The 16133-nt window shown below is 61.2% G+C and carries 17 protein-coding genes; 6 read left to right on the top strand and 11 right to left on the bottom strand.

Annotation, left to right across the window (positions count from 1 at the left end; translation table 11 throughout):
- Window positions 1-21: 21 nt before the first annotated feature.
- The 4 genes from V473_RS08125 (at window position 22) to msrA (ending at window position 3990) form a co-directional block, all read left to right on the top strand.
- Entirely contained in the window at window positions 22-1434 is a 1413-nt protein-coding gene (locus tag V473_RS08125) for an aldehyde dehydrogenase family protein (protein ID WP_066602426.1), read from the top strand.
- A complete protein-coding gene (locus tag V473_RS08120) occupies window positions 1431-2219 on the top strand; it encodes an SDR family oxidoreductase (RefSeq protein WP_066602423.1) in 789 nt (262 codons plus the stop codon). Before V473_RS08125 ends, V473_RS08120 begins: the two co-directional genes overlap by 4 nt.
- On the top strand, window positions 2207-2980 hold the full coding sequence (locus V473_RS08115) for an EthD domain-containing protein (RefSeq protein WP_066602418.1): 774 nt from the start codon (window positions 2207-2209) through the stop codon (window positions 2978-2980). Before V473_RS08120 ends, V473_RS08115 begins: the two co-directional genes overlap by 13 nt.
- A 341-nt stretch (window positions 2981-3321) precedes the next feature.
- Complete coding sequence (msrA, locus tag V473_RS08110; RefSeq protein ID WP_066602415.1) at window positions 3322-3990, top strand: peptide-methionine (S)-S-oxide reductase MsrA; 669 nt, start codon at window positions 3322-3324, stop codon at window positions 3988-3990.
- Window positions 3991-3998: 8 nt separating this feature from the next.
- Here msrA and V473_RS08105 read toward each other — a convergent pair whose 3' ends face one another.
- From V473_RS08105 to V473_RS08085, 5 genes are read right to left on the bottom strand one after another with little or no spacing between them, the layout of a single operon-like run.
- A complete protein-coding gene (locus V473_RS08105) occupies window positions 3999-4853 on the bottom strand; it encodes an alpha/beta hydrolase (protein WP_066602412.1) in 855 nt (284 codons plus the stop codon).
- A gap of 57 nt (window positions 4854-4910) precedes the next feature.
- Window positions 4911-5120 carry a hypothetical protein gene (locus V473_RS08100; RefSeq protein ID WP_066602410.1) on the bottom strand — a complete coding sequence of 70 codons (210 nt, stop codon included), beginning with the start codon at window positions 5118-5120 and terminating at the stop codon, window positions 4911-4913.
- Window positions 5121-5134: 14 nt separating this feature from the next.
- Window positions 5135-6481, bottom strand: a complete 1347-nt coding sequence (locus V473_RS08095; RefSeq protein ID WP_082679011.1) for an Nramp family divalent metal transporter — start codon at window positions 6479-6481, stop codon at window positions 5135-5137.
- A gap of 37 nt (window positions 6482-6518) precedes the next feature.
- Window positions 6519-7508 carry a ferritin-like domain-containing protein gene (locus tag V473_RS08090; RefSeq protein WP_066602401.1) on the bottom strand — a complete coding sequence of 330 codons (990 nt, stop codon included), beginning with the start codon at window positions 7506-7508 and terminating at the stop codon, window positions 6519-6521.
- A 26-nt stretch (window positions 7509-7534) separates the two neighbouring features.
- A complete protein-coding gene (locus V473_RS08085) occupies window positions 7535-8482 on the bottom strand; it encodes a ferritin-like domain-containing protein (RefSeq protein WP_066602398.1) in 948 nt (315 codons plus the stop codon).
- 312 nt (window positions 8483-8794) lie between these two features.
- Between V473_RS08085 and V473_RS08080 the strand changes: the two genes are divergently transcribed.
- On the top strand, window positions 8795-9403 hold the full coding sequence (locus V473_RS08080) for a Crp/Fnr family transcriptional regulator (RefSeq protein WP_165363655.1): 609 nt from the start codon (window positions 8795-8797) through the stop codon (window positions 9401-9403).
- Window positions 9404-9492: 89 nt separating this feature from the next.
- Here V473_RS08080 and V473_RS08075 read toward each other — a convergent pair whose 3' ends face one another.
- From V473_RS08075 to amyA, 4 genes are all read right to left on the bottom strand, one after another.
- Window positions 9493-9990: a fasciclin domain-containing protein gene (locus V473_RS08075; RefSeq protein ID WP_408021508.1), complete on the bottom strand. Its 498-nt coding sequence runs from the start codon at window positions 9988-9990 to the stop codon at window positions 9493-9495.
- 154 nt (window positions 9991-10144) lie between these two features.
- Window positions 10145-10852 carry an anti-sigma factor gene (locus V473_RS08070; RefSeq protein WP_066602394.1) on the bottom strand — a complete coding sequence of 236 codons (708 nt, stop codon included), beginning with the start codon at window positions 10850-10852 and terminating at the stop codon, window positions 10145-10147.
- Complete coding sequence (locus V473_RS08065; RefSeq protein WP_066602392.1) at window positions 10845-11396, bottom strand: sigma-70 family RNA polymerase sigma factor; 552 nt, start codon at window positions 11394-11396, stop codon at window positions 10845-10847. The genes V473_RS08070 and V473_RS08065 overlap by 8 nt, the downstream gene beginning before the upstream one ends.
- Before the next feature lie 86 nt (window positions 11397-11482).
- Window positions 11483-12970, bottom strand: a complete 1488-nt coding sequence (amyA, locus tag V473_RS08060) for an alpha-amylase (RefSeq protein ID WP_066602390.1) — start codon at window positions 12968-12970, stop codon at window positions 11483-11485.
- Window positions 12971-13355: 385 nt separating this feature from the next.
- Here amyA and rsgA point away from each other — a divergent pair, with 385 nt between their 5' ends.
- A complete protein-coding gene (gene rsgA / locus V473_RS08055) occupies window positions 13356-14381 on the top strand; it encodes a ribosome small subunit-dependent GTPase A (RefSeq protein ID WP_082679010.1) in 1026 nt (341 codons plus the stop codon).
- A 31-nt stretch (window positions 14382-14412) separates the two neighbouring features.
- Here rsgA and V473_RS08050 read toward each other — a convergent pair whose 3' ends face one another.
- Both V473_RS08050 and V473_RS08045 read right to left on the bottom strand, forming a co-directional pair.
- On the bottom strand, window positions 14413-15708 hold the full coding sequence (locus tag V473_RS08050; protein ID WP_066602389.1) for a PQQ-dependent sugar dehydrogenase: 1296 nt from the start codon (window positions 15706-15708) through the stop codon (window positions 14413-14415).
- A complete protein-coding gene (locus V473_RS08045; RefSeq protein ID WP_066602388.1) occupies window positions 15705-16133 on the bottom strand; it encodes a DUF2231 domain-containing protein in 429 nt (142 codons plus the stop codon). Before V473_RS08045 ends, V473_RS08050 begins: the two co-directional genes overlap by 4 nt.

Here is a 16133-nt window from a genome sequence, read left to right as displayed (position 1 = left end):
CAAAATATCGGAGAGTGGAAGATGGTCAAGATGCTGATCGACGGGGCGCTGGTTGATACCGCGCGCCACATGGACGTCATCGATCCGAGCGACGAGAGCAGGGTGGCGCAGGTGCCGGATGCCGGCACGGCGGAGGTCGATCAAGCGGTGGCCGCCGCGAAAAAGGCTTATCCCGCCTGGCGCGATGCCACGCCCGAAGCGCGCGGCGCCGTGCTCGTCGCGATGGCGCAGGTCGTGACCGACAATCTGGACGAACTTTGCCAGCTTCTGGTGCAGGAAACAGGCCGCCCTCTCGGCCTCGCCCAGTTCGAGATCGCGCATCTCGCGGCGGGCTATCTGAACTATTATGCGGGCCTGCGGATCGCACCGGAAATCCTGGTCGAGGATGATACGCGCCGGGTCGAGCAGCATCGCAAGCCTTTGGGCATTGTCGCGGCGGTCGTGCCTTGGAATGCGCCGGTCTATATCGCCTGCAACAAGATCGCGCCTGCGTTGGCGGCGGGCAACACGATCGTTGTCAAGACGGCTCCCTCTACCCCGCTGACGACATTGCGGCTGGGTGAATTGTGGCAGGATGTCGTCCCCGCAGGCGTCGTTAACATCCTGTCGGGCGGCAACGAAGCGGGCGCGCATCTGGTGTCGCATCCCGATGTCGCGAAGATCACCTTCACCGGATCGACCGGCACTGGCCGCAAGATCATGGAAGCGGCCTCCCCGACGCTCAAGCGCGTCACGCTGGAACTGGGCGGCAATGATGCGGCGATCGTGCTGCCCGACGCTGACGTCAAGGCGATCGCGCCGGCTATCTTCGCCTTCGCCTTCTTCAACAGCGGGCAGGTTTGCGCGATCATCAAGCGGCTCTATGTCCATGACAGCCTGTACGACGCCATGTGCGCGGAAATCGCTGCTTATGCCACCGGCTCCAAGGTGGCGGGCGGCCGCGATCCCGAAGCGCAGTTCGGTCCGGTCCAGAACAAGGCGCAATATGACAAGGTGCTCGACTATCTGGCGAGCGCCAGGGCCAGCGGCACGATCATCGCGGGCGGCGAACTGCCCGATGGCCGCGGCTATTTCGTGCCGTTGACGGTCGTGCGCGATGTGAAGGAAGGCGATGTGATCGTGGATGAGGAACCGTTCGGCCCGATCCTGCCGATCATCCGCTATACCGATATCGATGACGTCGTCGCGCGCGCCAATGCGTCGCCCTATGCGCTGGGCGGATCGATCTGGTCGAACGATGCGGAGGCGGCCGCGAAGATCGCGCTGCGCCTGGAAAGCGGTAGCGTCTGGGTCAATCAGCATTGCGCGCTCGATCCCGCCGTGCCCTTTCCGGCGAACAAGCAGTCCGGGTCCGGCGTAGAGGGCGGGCTTGAAGGCCTTTATCCCTACACGGCGCTTCAGATCCTCAACATCGCCAAGCCGCAAGCGGCATGAGCATCCTTGAAACCCTCTTCTCCGTCGCAGGGAAGACTGCCGTGGTGACGGGCGGCGCCAAGGGCGTCGGCGCGATGATCAGCCGGACGTTGGTGGCGGCCGGGGCGGACATAGTGATCGTCGGACGCGGAGCGGAAGCGGGCAAGGCATTTGCAGACGGACTGGAGGGGCCGGGCAAGGCGATCTTCCTTGCCCATGATCTGGGCACGGGCGCAGGCGTGGAAGCCGCCGCCGCCGACATCGCTGCCCGCGTGCCCGCGCTCAACATCCTCGTCAACAACGCCGGCATGTTCAGCGCCGGGGCGATCGAGGAGGCGAGCATCGACCAGTGGGATCGCGAACTGGGCCTCAACCTGCGCGCGCCCTTCTTCCTGGCGCAAAAGCTGTTGCCCCAACTCAAGGCGGCCTCAGCCCCCGGCGATCCCGCCCGCATCATCTCGATCGGCTCGATCGGCGCGCTCTGGGGCCGCAGCAGCAACGGCGCCTATGCCTATGGCGCCAGCAAGGCGGCGATCCATCAGTTGACCCGCATGATGGCGTCGGATCTCACCGCACAGGGCATAACCGTCAACGCTATCGCACCGGGCTTCTTTCCCAGCGACATGACCGACGGCTTTTTTGCCGCCGTGCCAGGTCTTAAGGAGCAGGTCGTGGACGGCATTCCTGCTGGCCGTCTTGGATCGGTCGAGGATGTCGGCGGCGCGGTGCTGTTCCTTTCGTCGCGGGCGGGCGCCTATGTGTCCGGGACAGTGCTGCCAGTCGAGGGCGCGCTATGGCAAGCCTGACGACGATCGCCCTGCTGGAACGCAAGCCAGGCATCTCGCGCGACCTCTTCTCGCGCTATTGGCGCGATGTGCATGGCGTCATGGCCGCGCGTATTCCGGGCTTTGAAACCTATACCCAGCACCATATCACGCCGCTTACTGATATCGGTTCGCTCGTTGTCGAACCGTTTGAGGGTATCGCCGTCGTTACATTTGCAGCGGTGGGAGATCGCGACGGCCTGATCCACAGCGATGTCACCAAGCATATCCATCGCGACGAGCAGAACTTGTTTCGCCGTGCCCTTTTGTACAATCTGGAGGCTGGCGCGACGATAGTGACGGGCGACATCCGACATTGTGAGGCCGACAGTTATTTCGTCGTCGTGCCGGTCGGCTTGGATGCGATTGCGATCGCGGCAGCGTTGATCGACGCGGGCGCCGAAAGAATCGCACGACACGATCTTTCGGGCGCCGACCCCGCAGGGTGGAACAATACCGATGTCAACGAGTGCGGGGCAAGTCGTCTGTTCGGCGCCGTCATGCAAAGCTGGTGGTCGGGTCCTGCGCAGGCGGATGCCGCACTTGCCGATGCGGTGCGGTCCAGCGGCGGGCGGATTGTCTGTTACCGCACGGATGCGCGCTATGCGATGGTGGAGCAGGGGCGTGCGACGCTGATCGGCCTGCGCGGTCTGGACGCTGTGCGCACCATCGAAGAAGCGAATGCCGGTAACCAACGCGAGCTTTCATTGCTCCGCGCGATCTACGGACCCATTGCGGGTTGAGGCAAACAATCGGGTCAGGCTATGTCGTCGGAAACAATTCCGGCCGAGCGCGGGCCGATACTACCTCCCACTCTGTCGCCTCGACTCCTTCCTCGCAAACTGCCCCTCTGCATGATGATGGTCGGGCTAAACCAGGCGCAGTCTTAGGGCTGACCTGCTCGCGTGAATGGGAAGCGCCGCATGATTCTCGCCCTCAGCCGCGTCTTGGAAAATATTTAGGCGGATGCCCGTGTCTTCCATTGGCGGGTAGTGGCATCGGAGGTTTAAAAAAAACGGGTGACATTGTAACTGCGCGGCGATTTGCATCGTATCTCTGTCATTATCCTTTGACGGAGCGTGTTATGTCTCGCATCTTCCCGGTTGCCGCAGTCCTTTTTGCCGGATCGACTCTGATCGCCTTCACCAGCCCTGGTGACGCCGCCGAGCGGGCTATTTTGGCGCCGGCCGCTGCGATGATCGAACCCGTCGTGGGGCATCTCGAAACCGCAACCTTTGCCGGGGGCTGTTTTTGGGGCGTGGAAGGGGTTTTCTCCCATGTCAAAGGCGTGATCAGCGCGACGTCCGGCTACGCCGGGGGCGAAGCGGCAACCGCCGACTATGAAAGTGTGTCCAAAGGCACCACTGGCCATGCCGAATCCGTCAGGGTCGTGTTCGATCCGACGGAAGTGAACTATGCGGACCTGCTGCGGATTTACTTTTCCGTCGTGACTGACCCTACCCTGCTCAATCGGCAAGGGCCGGACCGGGGCACCCAATATCGATCGGCCCTGTTTCCCGCTTCGCCTGCGCAGGAAAAGGTAGCGCGCGCCTATATCGCGCAATTGTCGACCGCTCACATCTATACCCGGCCGATCGTGACGCGGGTTGAAAGCAATCGGCGGTTTTTTGCGGCTGAAGCCCATCATCAGGACTTCATGGCTCGCAACCCGACCTATCCCTACATCGTCTTGAACGACCGGCCCAAGGTCGCTGCGTTGAAGCGGCTATTTCCGGCACGCTGGAAAGCATGAATCGCCCGTCAGCGGGCGGGGGCGACGCTGCTCACGAAATCGGTGATATCGGCGACGATGCTTGCCCGATAGCGAAAGGGCCGGGCGATCGCCGTCACCATTCCGATATGGCCTATGCCGGAATAACATTTGATTCGCACCGGAACGCCAGCCGCGCCTAATTTGGCGGCCAGTGCTTGGCCGTTGCGGGCGTGTACGGTCTTGTCCGCATCGCCGACCAGCAACAGGGACGGGGGATCGCCTGCGCCAGCCCAGTGCACCGGCTGCGTCTCCGCCGGGTTAGGCCATGTCCCGAACGCGTTTTTGCTCGCCGCGACGTCGAAAGGCGCGAAATCATAGGGGCCGGCGATGCCGACCAGACCCTTGATCGCCGCCCGATCTGCGCCCAGCCATCGCTCGTCAACCGCCAGCATCGCCGCAATATAGGCTCCAGCCGAATGGCCGCTCACGATGATGGCATGGGGCGCTCCACCATAAACCTGCCCATGCTCGACCGTCCATCTGACTGCGCTGGCGCCATCCTGCACAAAATCGGGATACAGATTGTCGGGGCCGATCCGATAATCGGGAATAACGACCAGGAAACCTTGCGCGGCCAACGCCCGGCCCACAAATGCATATCCTGCCCGCGTGCCGCTGGCCCATGAGCCGCCGTAAAAGAAAATGATGACGGGAAGCATCCCATCGGCATGTGTGTCACGCGGCGCATAGATGTCCAATTTCTGGCGCGGGCCATCGCCATAGGGAATATCCTTTGCGATCCTGACGCCATCGCCATCCTTGGGCACCAGCGTGTCGAATGTCAGGAGGGGCGCGCAAGCAACACAGGCGACCGCCGCCAGCCCACAAGCGCTCGCTGCCAACCATTTCCATCGTCTACCCATCGCCTTCTCTACCATGAAGAGCGGCGATGACCAGCTTCAAGCCGATGGCGCGGCCTGGATGTCATAATTATGCCGGATCGCGTTGTTGGCGACATGGAAAAGCGCTTCATAGGCCAGCGCGGCGGCCATTATACCGATCGCATAGGGCAGGTCCGCACGATCAAACAGGATGGCGCGCAGGAGCAGGCCGATGGCCGCGGCCATCAACGTCAGTCGCATGAAGGTGGAACGCAGGGTGGCTTTCATGTCAGTCCTCCTTTTCAAAGGAAAAATTCGAGCAGCAGTTTGAGATTGAGGGTGATGATGATCGCGGAGATCGCCCAGGCCGCGAATTTGAGCCAATGCGGGTTCACGAAGCTGCCCATCAAAGCGCGGTCGCTCGTGAATTTGACGAGGGGAACGACGGCGAAGGGCAGTTGCAGGCTCAGGATCACCTGGCTCAGGACCAGCAACCGGGTCGTCCCTTCCGATCCATAGAGAGCCGCCACGATCACGGCGGGGACGATGGCGAGCATCCGGGTGACGACCCGGCGCAGCCAGGCAGGCACGCGCAGGTTGACGAAGCCCTCCATCACGATCTGCCCCGCCAGCGTCGCGGTGATCGTTGAATTCTGTCCCGATGCCAGCAGGGCCACGGCGAACAGGGTGCTGGCTATGCCGGCGCCCAGCATGGGCGCGAGCAGGCGGTGCGCATCCTGGATTTCGGCCACGCCAGTCATGCCCGCGACATGGAAAGAGGATGCCGCCAGGATCAGAATCGCGCCATTGACGAACATGGCGAGCATCAGCGCGATGGTGCTGTCCACGGTGGCGAACAGCACCGCCTCGCGCTTGCCCTTCTCGCTCCGCTCGAAGCTGCGGGTCTGGACGATCGAGGAATGAAGATAGAGATTATGGGGCATCACGGTCGCGCCGATGATGCCGATCGCGATGTAGAGCATCGCCGGGTTGGTGACGACGCTGGCGCTGGGAACAAGGCCCATGCCGATCGCGGCAAGGTCGGGCTTCGACAGGAACAGTTCGACAGCAAAACAGCCGGCTATCACGATCAGCAGCGCAACGATGAAGGCTTCGAGTTGGCGAAAGCCGCGCTGTTGCAGGAACAGGATGAGCATGACGTCGGCGGCAGTCAGGCACACGCCCATGACCAGCGGAATGTCGAACAGCAATTGCAGCGCGATGGCCGTGCCGACCACTTCGGCAAGGTCGCAGGCGATGATCGCCAGTTCGCACATGACCCACAGGATAATGCGGACCGGCGTGCTATATTGGGCGCGGCAGGCCTGGGCCAGATCCATGCCGGTGACGATGCCGAGTTTGGCCGCGAGCGATTGCAACACCATCGCCATGATGCTGGACAGCAGGATAACTGACAGCAAGGTGTAGCCAAAGGCCGACCCGCCCGCCAGGTCGGTCGCCCAGTTGCCGGGGTCCATATAGCCCACAGCGACGATATAGCCGGGACCGGCGAAGGCGCCCATTTTTTTCCAGACGCTGCCGCCAGCCCGCGGCACCGCGATAGTCCGATAGGAACCGGGCAGGCTAGGCCTGATGTCCGGCATGTCCATGGACGGCATCGCAATGTCGGCGGGTGGCGGAGGTGTCATCGGTTATCCCCTTTCAAATGGCAGTCCAGATCCAGCGCTATTGTGCAGTGCTGGTGTTGAGGCTGCCGTTGAGGCCATTGGGGAAGAAGCCGCCTTTCTGTGCGGCCAGCTTCGTCAGATAGACGATGTTGAGCACTTCGCCTGTCGTGCGGCTGTACGCGATGCCGTCATTGTCGGTGGGGACGATGTTGGATGCGCCGTCCTTGGGACTGATACCCTGATCCTTGTCCGCCGACCCGTCCAGACTGTCGCGGGCGTCGGATATCTTGTCCGCCGATGTGCGCAACGACGGCGTTTCCACGCCCTTGCCATAGAGAACGGTCCGCACCAGAGCGGCATGATAGGCCTCAGCCGCCAGAATACCGGCCGCCGCTTCCAGGAAGGTCTTGTTGGAAATGAGCGGCGAGGCTCCCTTATAGGCCGTAACCCCCACATCCTCGAAAATATAGGCGCCCAGCAGGAAATTCTCGTCGCTGGCATAGGGGTCGAAGCTTTGCCCCGCGGAGATCAGGCCAGCCGCCTGCGCTGCCGAGGAGAAAGCGCCGGTCGCGCTCGATCCGATGTCGATGGCGGGCTGCGCCACCGCTGTCGTGCCGATAGCGCCGCGCAGAAATTCGACATGCGCCCGTTCGTCGGCGGCAATTTCGCGCGCATAGCGGGCGATCAACGGATCGACGAAGGCGACCTGACGGCCGCCGGTGACCGCGCCCTGTGTTCCCGCTCCGCCTAATAGGCTGCTGGGCAGACCCGATCCGAAGGCGGCGAAATAATAGAATTGCGCCTCCAGATACTCCAGGTTGAGCGCGAAGTTCAGCACATCGCCATCGGTCACGGTCGGCGTGGGTGTCGGGGTTGGCGTGGGTGTTGGCGTTGGTACGGCCGTGGCTTCATCGTCGCCGCAGCCTGACAACAGGCTCGCGCCAGCCGCCACTACCGCCATAGACCCTGCTGCACGCAGGAAGCCGCGCCTCTGATCGCGGCGCCGTGCGCGCGCTTCAAATGCTTCGAGCATCAGATCGTCTTTCATGGGATCAACTCCGTTTCGAAAGGGGCTCAGTTCGCCGCGCTCATGTTGATGGTGCCGTTGACGCCGTTGGGGAAAAATCCGCCCCGGGCCGTCGCCATGTTGGTCAGATAGGCGATATTGAGCACCTGTCCGGTCGTTCGGCTGTAGGCGAGGCCGTTGGCGTCGAGCGGCACGATGTTCGACGCGTCGCCGACATTGGCGATGCCCTGATCTAGGTCGCTGGACCCGTCCAGGCTGTCGCGCGCTTTGGAAATCGCCTCGGTCGCGTCGATCAGCGATGGGGTGGCGATGCCCTTGCGATAGAGCGAGGTGCGGACCAGGCCCGCATGATAGGCTTCCACCGCCAAGATACCGGCCGCGGCTTCCAGATAGGCCTTGCTGGTGATGAGCGGCGCCGCGCCCTTATAGGCGGTGACCCCCACATCCTCGAAGATGAACGCGCCCAGCAGGAAGTTTTCGTCGCTGGAATATGGGTCGAAGCTGGCGCCGCCGCCGATCAGGCCGGCTGCGCGCGCCGCGGACGAAAAAGCGCCATTGGGATCAGTGCCGACATCGATCGCGGGCTGGGCGACCACGGCCCCGCCCAGATTTTTGCGCAGGAAATCGACATGGGCGATTTCGTCCTGTGCGATCTCCTTGGCATATTGGGCCACGACCGGGTCGGTGAAATTGACCTTTCGGCCGCCTGTGGCAGTGCCGGCATTGCCGCTGCCGCTGGTATATTTGGTGTCGATCGGCGTGCCGAACACTGCATAGGAATAGAAATTCGCCTCCAGATATTCCAGGTTGAGGGCGAAGTTCAGTATGTCGCCGTCCGATGGCGCGCTCTGCGCCATGGCCGACTGGCTGCTCGCGGCGAAACCTGCGCTGCCAAAGGCGGCCATGGCCCCCAGCGTTCGAAAGAAATCCCGACGTTCCTCTCGCCGTTTGGCCCTGCGTTCTAAAGTCTCGATTGCCAGAATATCATCGGTCATAGCTCGATCCTCGCTGACTGGTGGTCATGATGCGCGGGGGCGCGTCATCGGCGGGCAAAGACGTGATTGATCGACGAAGTTCCGGTTTTTACGCCAAAAAAATAATTTGCGTACGCGGACGTACCAGGGTGCATCCCTTGGCCTGTTGCGGCCGTATCTCTTGGTTCGATACCCATGAATTGCGAGGGCGTTTTGGTTGCCGGCATTCAAAAAGACACGTCGAATATCTTTCTGCGGTCCTTGTCACCGCCTGACTATGCCAGCATCAGCCGGCATTTTACTGGCGTCGTTCTGGCGCCTAAAGATATCATCGTGCGTACAGGTCAGCCCATAGAATTTCTGGATTTCCCCGAAAGCGGGATATTGGCCTTGAACTGCGATGCGGGCGCCCGTTCGGCATGTCTGACCGCGCTGGTCGGACGGGAAGGCTATATCGGCTGGTCAGCATTGATGGAGGTGCGCCTGTCGTCCCATCATATCCGCGCAGGCGGGGAGGGGGCGCGGCTTCTTCGCATAGAGATAGCAAGGATGCTTCGCCTGATGCACGAAAGGCCAAGCCTGCGCGTCAGCCTCATGCGCTTCGTGCATAGCGTGATGATCCAGATGAACGCCACGATCGTGTCGAGCAAGACTGACCCGGTCGAGCGGCGGCTGGCGCGGTTGATCCTGATGCATCATGATCGCGCCAATGACGGCGACATCTGTGTCACGCATCAGGATCTGGCGGACATGCTCGTCGTTCGCCGGGCCAGCATTACGGACGCCCTGCATGTGATGGAGGGCAATCAATTGATCGCCAGCAGCCGCAACAGGCTGGTGATGCGCAACCGCCCCGGTCTTTGCCTTGTGGCAGGCGACGGTTATGGCGTGGCCGAAGAACATTATAGCCAATATGTCGCCCCCCTGTTCGCTATCCGCTAATCAGCGCGGCGTTGAAAAGGCAGGGAAGCCCGCCAATCAGGGGGTGATTGGCGGGCTTCCGCAGTCCGGCGCTTACAGGATCGATCGGGTCAGGGCATCAGAACCGTGTCGACCACATGGATAACGCCATTGGACTGCATCACATTGGCGATGCTGATCTTCGACATGCCGCCTTTGGCATCGGTCAGATACCAGGCGCCGTCTTTTTCCCATGCGGTCAGGCTTTCGCCTTGCACGGTGGTCAGCACCGCCTTGCCGCCGTTCATCTTCGCCTTGGCCGCAATATCATTGGCGGTCATCCGCCCGGCCACGACATGATAGGTCAATATCTTGGTCAGCATCGCCTTGTTCTCAGGCTTCACCAGCGTGTCGACCGTGCCGGCGGGCAACTTGGCAAAGGCCGCGTTGGTCGGCGCGAAGACGGTGAACGGACCCGCGCCCTTGAGTGTGTCGACCAAGCCGGCGGCCTTTACCGCGGCAACCAGTGTGCTGTGGTCCCTGGAATTGACGGCATTGTCGATGATGTCCTTGGTCGGATACATCGCTGCGCCACCGACCATTGGGTTCTTGCCCATGTCCTTGGCCATGGCGGGCGCGCCGCTGGCGAGGATCAGGGCGCCCGCAAATGTTAGCGAGAGCTTCGTCAAGATAGTCGTCATGGAGGCTTCCTTCCTATGTCGCGCGTCCTGTCAGAGCGGGCGTGCAGATCAGTTACGGTAGGAAGCCGTCAGGAGATGCAGATCAGAACAGGGATATTTTCCCAGCGGCGATCGGCGTAGAACTGGGGGCGTCGTGGGGCGCGCCGTCGATGGTTTCCATGGTGACCGCCAAGGTCGCGCCCTCTGTCATGAAGGGGCGGTAAGACGGGTCGATCACTACGCGACTTTCGGCGCCACCAGCAATAAGACCAAGCGATCGCGGTCTGCCGTCGGCCGGAATGATCCATAGTTCGGGGGCCAGACGATCCGGTGCGACGCCTTTCGGCCGCAGGATCAGCCTGCCCGACGCCGGATTGTACCGCGCCAATATCATCGGCCCATCGGGGGCGCCGACCATCTGCGCCACCGCCACTTGCGCTGGTGGTGCAGCCGGAACGGTCGGCGTCGGGCGCAACAGAATGACGAGCGCCAGCGACGCGGCGACCGCTGCGGATGCGAATGCACCCGCGCGCCACCAGCGCAATTGCCGTAAGGCAGGATGTGCTTGTAATCCGTCCGCAATGCGACGTTCTATGCTTGGCCATAGCGTTTCCGGCGGCGCGACCGGCGTATAATCGTTATAGAGCACAGCAAATCGCCGGTCCCATGCACCGATCATGTCAGGCGAGAAGTTCGGATCTGCCATCAAGCTGCGCAGCGCGTCAGAACGCGCCGCGCCGTCAAGCACGCCCAGCGCCAGTTCGGCGGCAAGCGAATCGCGTTCTTCGGGCGTCAGGTGCGCGTCAGCCATCGCTCATGCACGCCTTGAGTTGCTGCAGGCCGCGACGGATCCAGCTTTTCATGGTTCCCAGCGGCACCGCCATGCGATCGGCTAATTGAGCGTATGTGAGGCCATCCAGAAATGCCGAACGGATCGCCAGACCATGCCGGTCTTCAAGTTCATCCAGGCAAGCGAAAAGACGCGCGCTATGTTGGTCGCGCTCGATCGCCATGTCGGCCAGAGGGGTTGCGTCGGCAATTTGCGCCGCGGCTTCTTCCGTCGTCATGCCGGGACGTCGCGATGCGCGGCACCAGTCTATGGCTGTATTCCGCGCGATCGCGCACAACCAGGTAATGGGACTGGCGCGTCCCGCGTCGAACCGTTCAGCCCGATTCCAAATCTTGATATACACGTCTTGCAAAATATCCTCGGCTGCGTCGCGGTCAGCAGAGATACGGAGGCAAACGCCAAAAAGTTTCGCAGACGTCATGGTGTAAACTTGCCGGAGCGCCGACCGATCACGCTGCGCGACCTGCGCCAGCGCGGTGATCAATCTGTCGCGTTCGGTGTCCATGTCTCCCACCTGATCACCCTAGCAAGCTTATCTGTCGTTTCAATCCGGGAAAATCGACGTCCCATCCGCCGCCGGGGACGCACGGATCAGATCGCGTCGCTTGGAACCCACACGCTAACGCTGCCTCCATTGACTCTGACGACGATTCGGCCGGCATCGTCGGCTATGACTTCTTCCTGGCAATAGCCCAGAAAATCGCGAAATCCGTCTCCCGCACGGTCGGGACCAAGGTCGATGCTTTTTTCGCGACCTTCGCCATTGGCGACGATGACGATGCAGCCTGGCGCTTGCGCGGTGCCGTGGCGGACAAAGGCTATGCACCCCGGATCGTCGAACATTTCGGTTTGTGGACCATGGCCGAAACGCTGGCGGGCTTCGATGAGCTTGGGGAGGCTCTCGATCGCGGGCATCTCGACCTCATGATCTTCCCCATCTTCGCCCTGGTCGCTATAGCGAGCGCCATAAAGATCGGGGTAGAATATACATGGTACGCCCTGTTCGCGCAGCAGGATGAGCGCATAGGCCAGCGGCCTGAACCAAGTTTCGACCGACGCCTCCATCGCCTGGAGCGACTGGGTGTCGTGGTTGGCGACCAAAGTCACCGCGTGATGGGGCGAAACGCTGACAAGGGTGTCGTCGAATATCGTGCGCAAATCATAGTCGCCGCCGGATTTCGATGCGTCGAAAAATCGATGGTGCAATGCGACATCAAACAGCATTAACTGCTCGTCGACCTGTTCCAGATATCGGTGCAGCACATCCATATCTGGATGCCAATATTCCGCCACCACGAACAATGTCTTGTCCACCGTTTCGCGCACATGGCCAACCCAATCGCGGAAAAACCATGCTGGAATATGCTTAGCTGCGTCAAGCCGGAACCCATGACAGGGCAGTTGCTGCGGAAGCCAACGGCCCCAATATTTAAGCTCCTCGTAAACCGCCTTGTTTCGAAACTCGACATCGGACCCCATGAGATAGTCGAAATTGCCCTTTTCACTATCTACCTCGTCGCTCCACTCTCCGTCGCCATATTCGTTGACGAGGCGGAATATACCGTCCTCGGTGGGATCTTCGATATGGTCGACACCGCTGAAGCATTTCATGTCCCACATGAATTTCGAATATTCGCCTTGCCGACCAGGAAAGGTGAATTTCGTATAGGCAGATGCTTCGAACGCTATGTCCTCAATGTCTGTTCTATTCTCTGGTTCAGCCCTGCGCACTTGTACCCGTTCGGTTTCGTCAGCGCCCATTTTGTGGTTGAAAACCACATCATGGATGACGCGAATTCCGGCTTCCTCAAGGCTGTGGCAGGCTTGCTCCAATTGCGCCCGGTCTCCATATTTGGTGGCGATTGATCCTTTTTGGTCGAATTCGCCCAGGTCGAAAAGATCGTAACTATCATATCCTACCGAATAGCCGCCTGCTGCACCTTTGTATGCGGGCGGCAACCAGATGTCCGTAATCCCCAATTTGGCCAGGCTGTCAGCCTTCTGGGAAGCCTCACGCCAAAGTGTTCCGCCGCTGGGCGTATACCAATGGAAAAACTGCAATAGGGTACGCGCTGCCATCGAATGTCCTTGATGTTGCTCGACTTGAGCGATTGTCGTTCATTGTCATGTCCGTCCGATAGGACGCCAACCGGCGGATATTGTTTTGCAAGCGCGGGGGTATCGCATGGGCTTTCGGGCCAAGGCGGCTGCCATCGCAATTCGAAGCTGATTCTAACGACAGATGACAGCATTCGTTCCTGCGCCGAAACAGATAGATTTCACTAGAAAACCGGCAGACGGTGTCACATCTGAGCATTCTGCGCGAAGGGCGCATCCGGCAAATGCGCTTGGTCAGAGGATGGAATAATGTGATGCCTGCCATCACTGGAGAAGCACGGCGCGTCTGATTATGACGGCGATACGGCGAACAGAGGCGGGCTGCGAGCGGCACAATGGATATGGAATGAATCAGACGTTGGAAGAGCTGGGGTGGCGGCCTTTTTTTAGTACGCAACTTTCGGGTGATCAGGATCCGGGATGCCATCCAGCGCGCGTGATGGCTGTTCATCGTGGCAAGATTGCGGTCGCGGGTGCGGGCGCGACGCGCCTGATCCCACCCTATATCCCTGACGCCTCCGTTCCCGAAGATCACCCGACGGTGGGCGACTGGTTGCTGATTGATGATGCCACGCTTGCGGTTCGGCGCGTTCTCCAGCGAGAAAATCTGTTCAAGCGACGTGCGCCGGGGAATGAGCAAAAGACGCAATTGATCGCTGCAAATGTGGATACGCTTTTCATCGTGGCCTCCTGCAACAAGGATTTCAGCGCCGCACGCCTGGAACGCTATCTGGTGCTGGCGCAGGAGGTCGGCGTGCAGCCGGTCGTCATTCTTACCAAGACGGACTTGACGAATAGGCCAGATATTTTCGCGGCAGAGGCGCGGGATCTTCGACCGGGGCTGCTGGTCGAAGCCGTCAACGGGCGCGATTCTGGCAGTGTCGCGCCACTTGCCATCTGGTGCGGCCGGGGGCAGACTGTCGCCTTGGTAGGCTCCTCCGGAGTTGGTAAATCGACGCTGGTCAATAGTTTGCGCGGCTCTGACAGCATAATGACGCAGGCGATACGAAAGGGCGACGACACCGGTCGGCACACGACCACGGTGCGCGAGATGCACCGGCTGGCAGGGGGCGGCTGGTTGCTCGACACCCCCGGTATGCGCGAATTGCAACTGAGGGACGCGGGATCGGGCATTGCCGAGATATTCGACGACTTCGTCGAAGTTGCCGAACATTGCCGGTTTTCCAACTGCACGCATGAACTTGAACCGGGCTGTGCCGTTCGGACGGCTATCGCCGACGGAAGGCTGTCATCCGCTCGCCTGGATCGCTGGTGCCGGTTGGCGAGCGAGGAAATCTATAATAGATCAAGCCTGACGGAACGCCGCGCTCTTGATCGCATCGCGAAGAGAAATCCGGCCAAGAAGAAATAAGCCGCTGGCCGTGAAAAGGGGATTTTCTACGCTAACGCTCGCGTCGGTTTATGCGCCAGACCGTGTTCGACAGGTCGTCCGCCACCAGCAGCGCGCCGCTGATCGGGTCATAGGTCACCCCAACCGGGCGGCCACGCGCATGGTCACCCTTGATGAAGCCAGTCAGAAAATCCTGCGGCTTGCCCGCCGGGCGTCCGTTGGCGAACGGAATCCATACAACCTTGTAACCTGCCAGATCCTGCCGGTTCCAACTGCCATGCTGGCCGACGAACACGCCATCGATAAAACCCCGTCCCAGCCCCTGGCCGGCAGGGAAACTGATGCCGAGCGCGGCGACATGCGATCCCAGCGCGTAATCGGGACGGATGGCGCGACGCACCATATCTGGCTTTTGCGGATGGACCCGCGGATCGATATTCTGCCCCCAATAGCTGTAAGGCCAGCCGTAAAATGCGCCGGGCCTGACTGCGGTCATATAATCGGGCACAAGCAACGGCCCAAGTTCGTCGCGCTCGTTGACAACTGCCCAAAGCGCGCGTGTCTGCGGATGGATTGCAAGCGCGGTCGGATTGCGAATACCCGATGCATAGATGCGGTGCGCGCCGGTCTGGCGGTCCACCTCCCATATGACGGCGCGGTCCTCCTCGATCGCCAGGCCACGTTCGCCAACATTGCTGTTGGACCCGATGCCCACATAGAGTTTGCTGCCATCCGGGCCGGCAGTCAGCGCCTTCGTCCAATGATGATTGACGCGACCCGGCAGCTTGGTGATCTCCTGCCCCCGCAGCGTGATCCGCGTCATGCCGTCGCGATAGGGGAAGCGCAGCAGCGCATCCTGCGCGGCGACATAGATGTTCCCATCGACATAGGCTAGGCCATAGGGGGCGTTGAGGCCGGTGATGAAGGCGGTACGCAGTTCGGCCTTGCCGTCCCCGTCAGCATCGCGCAACAGGGTGATCTGGTTACCACCCTTCACCGGCGTTTTTCCAAGGCCCTTGATATAGCCTGCGATTACATCCTTGGGCCGCAGTGTCGGGGCCGATCCGCCCGATCCTTCGGCAACCAATATGTCGCCATTGGGCAGCACAAGAAGTTGGCGTGGCACCTTGAGGTCGGTGGCGAGCGCCGTGACCGTGAAGCCCGCTGGAGCAATCGGCTGTTCTCCATTCCACCCCTCCGGAGTGGCGATCTTCATTGGCGGCAGCAGCGTCTGGCGCTGATCGGGTAAATCAGGCCGCGCCCCTGTCTGGTCGATGTCGGCCCGGCTGCCGCCGCACGCGGCGAGCGCCAGGGTGGCAGCAGTGGCGAAAAGAAAGCGAATGGTCACGGCCTGTACTCCCGATAGCCGCCATGGGCGATCCAGCCGGCCGCCAAAGCCAAGGCGGCGCTCAGGCTCGACAGGGTCAGACCGGTCGTGCCGACCGAACTCCACCCATCGCTGCTATGCTGCAAGGCGTTGACGAACCCGATGATCCACATCGGCGCCAGCAGAAGCAGATACAGGCGATGACGACGGCGCGCTCCGATATGTCGGGCGCGTAGAGCATCGACGATGGCCCAGAGCAGTACGGGCGCGCCCATCATAAGCGCGCCGGTGATGAGCCAGGCGGAAAAGTTCGTCCACTGGATTTCCGCCGTTTGCAGATAGGTGATATCGGACAGCAGCGCTGCAGGGAACAACGCGACCGGCCATGCCAGCAGAACCCCGTGCAGGGGGTGAAGAAGCCGTGCAGGCGGCGGCGCAATCGGCAA

Source organism: Sphingobium cupriresistens LL01 (assembly GCF_001046645.1).
GTDB lineage: Bacteria > Pseudomonadota > Alphaproteobacteria > Sphingomonadales > Sphingomonadaceae > Sphingobium > Sphingobium cupriresistens.
This window is presented reverse-complemented; position numbering and strand designations above follow the sequence as displayed.